Consider the following 3,075-nt stretch of genomic DNA (forward strand, 5'->3'; position numbering starts at 1 on the left):
AATGTTCTCTCAAAACTAGATAACAATGTTCATGCTTCACATTAGAATATAGGTTAAGTCCTCGATCTATTAGTATCTGTCAGCTCCACGTGTCACCACGCTTCCACCTCAGACCTATCAACCTGATCATCTTTCAGGGATCTTACTTCCTTGCGGAATGGGAAATCTCATCTTGAGGGGGGCTTCATGCTTAGATGCTTTCAGCACTTATCCCGTCCGCACATAGCTACCCAGCGATGCCCTTGGCAGAACAACTGGTACACCAGCGGTGCGTCCATCCCGGTCCTCTCGTACTAAGGACAGCTCCTCTCAAATTTCCTGCGCCCGCGACGGATAGGGACCGAACTGTCTCACGACGTTCTGAACCCAGCTCGCGTACCGCTTTAATGGGCGAACAGCCCAACCCTTGGGACCGACTACAGCCCCAGGATGCGATGAGCCGACATCGAGGTGCCAAACCTCCCCGTCGATGTGGACTCTTGGGGGAGATAAGCCTGTTATCCCCGGGGTAGCTTTTATCCGTTGAGCGATGGCCCTTCCATGCGGAACCACCGGATCACTAAGCCCGACTTTCGTCCCTGCTCGACTTGTAGGTCTCGCAGTCAAGCTCCCTTGTGCCTTTACACTCTGCGAATGATTTCCAACCATTCTGAGGGAACCTTTGGGCGCCTCCGTTACATTTTAGGAGGCGACCGCCCCAGTCAAACTGCCCACCTGACACTGTCTCCCTGCCCGATAAGGGCAGCGGGTTAGAAGGTCAATACAGCCAGGGTAGTATCCCACCGATGCCTCCACCGAAGCTAGCGCTCCGGTTTCCAAGGCTCCTACCTATCCTGTACAAGCTGTACCAACATTCAATATCAGGCTGCAGTAAAGCTCCACGGGGTCTTTCCGTCCTGTCGCGGGTAACCTGCATCTTCACAGGTACTATAATTTCACCGAGTCTCTCGTTGAGACAGTGCCCAGATCGTTGCGCCTTTCGTGCGGGTCGGAACTTACCCGACAAGGAATTTCGCTACCTTAGGACCGTTATAGTTACGGCCGCCGTTTACTGGGGCTTCAATTCGCACCTTCGCTTACGCTAAGCGCTCCTCTTAACCTTCCAGCACCGGGCAGGCGTCAGCCCCTATACTTCGCCTTACGGCTTCGCAGAGACCTGTGTTTTTGCTAAACAGTCGCCTGGGCCTATTCACTGCGGCTTCTCGGGGCTTTAACACCCTAAGAAGCACCCCTTCTCCCGAAGTTACGGGGTCATTTTGCCGAGTTCCTTAACGAGAGTTCTCTCGATCACCTTAGGATTCTCTCCTCGCCTACCTGTGTCGGTTTGCGGTACGGGCACCTCTCACCTCGCTAGAGGCTTTTCTTGGCAGTGTGGAATCAGGAACTTCGCTACTAAATTTCGCTCGCCATCACAGCTCAGCCTTTACGGGAAACGGATTTGCCTATTTCCCAGCCTAACTGCTTGGACGCGGATATCCAATACCGCGCTTACCCTATCCTCCTGCGTCCCCCCATTGCTCAAATGGTGAGGAGGTGGTACAGGAATATCAACCTGTTGTCCATCGCCTACGCCTTTCGGCCTCGGCTTAGGTCCCGACTAACCCTGAGCGGACGAGCCTTCCTCAGGAAACCTTAGGCATTCGGTGGACGGGATTCTCACCCGTCTTTCGCTACTCATACCGGCATTCTCACTTCTAAGCGCTCCACCAGTCCTTCCGGTCTGGCTTCACAGCCCTTAGAACGCTCTCCTACCACTGTTCGTAAGAACAGTCCGCAGCTTCGGTGATACGTTTAGCCCCGGTACATTTTCGGCGCAGAGTCACTCGACCAGTGAGCTATTACGCACTCTTTAAATGGTGGCTGCTTCTAAGCCAACATCCTGGTTGTCTAAGCAACTCCACATCCTTTTCCACTTAACGTATACTTTGGGACCTTAGCTGGCGGTCTGGGCTGTTTCCCTTTCGACTACGGATCTTATCACTCGCAGTCTGACTCCCAAGGATAAGTCATCGGCATTCGGAGTTTGACTGAATTCGGTAACCCGGTAGGGGCCCCTAGTCCAATCAGTGCTCTACCTCCGAGACTCTTACCTTGAGGCTAGCCCTAAAGCTATTTCGGAGAGAACCAGCTATCTCCAGGTTCGATTGGCATTTCACCCCTACCCACACCTCATCCCCGCACTTTTCAACGTGCGTGGGTTCGGGCCTCCATTCAGTGTTACCTGAACTTCACCCTGGACATGGGTAGATCACCTGGTTTCGGGTCTACGACCACGTACTCATGCGCCCTATTCAGACTCGCTTTCGCTGCGGCTCCGCATCTTCTGCTTAACCTTGCACGGGATCGTAACTCGCCGGTTCATTCTACAAAAGGCACGCCATCACCCGTTAACGGGCTCTGACTACTTGTAGGCACACGGTTTCAGGATCTATTTCACTCCCCTTCCGGGGTGCTTTTCACCTTTCCCTCACGGTACTGGTTCACTATCGGTCACTAGGGAGTATTTAGCCTTGGGAGATGGTCCTCCCGGATTCCGACGGAATTTCACGTGTTCCGCCGTACTCAGGATCCACTCTGGAGGGAATGACATTTCAGTTACAGGGCTGTTACCTTCTCTGGCGGGCCTTTCCAGACCTCTTCGCTTATATCATTCCTTTGTAACTCCGTATAGAGTGTCCTACAACCCCAAGAGGCAAGCCTCTTGGTTTGGGCTGTTCCCGTTTCGCTCGCCGCTACTTAGGGAATCGCATTTGCTTTCTCTTCCTCCGGGTACTTAGATGTTTCAGTTCCCCGGGTATGCCTTCTCATACTCTATGTATTCAAGTATGGATACTACTCCATTACGAGCAGTGGGTTTCCCCATTCGGAAATCTCCGGATCAAAGCTTGCTTACAGCTCCCCGAAGCATATCGGTGTTCGTCCCGTCCTTCATCGGCTCCTAGTGCCAAGGCATCCACCGTGCGCCCTTTCTAACTTAACCATTTCTTACTTTAGAAAGAATCACTATGTGTGATGAACTTTGCATTGCATTCAATGTGAATGTATTACTTATTGTTATCTAGTTTTCAAAGAACA

The 3,075-nt window shown here is 52.3% G+C and carries 1 rRNA gene; it reads right to left on the reverse strand.

Features of this window, described 5'->3' with window-relative positions:
• Positions 1-49: 49 nt before the first annotated feature.
• A 23S ribosomal RNA gene (locus ACSLGF_RS18710) occupies positions 50-2,980 on the reverse strand.
• Positions 2,981-3,075 lie beyond the last annotated feature (95 nt).

This window comes from Bacillus sp. A015, from assembly GCF_053851875.1.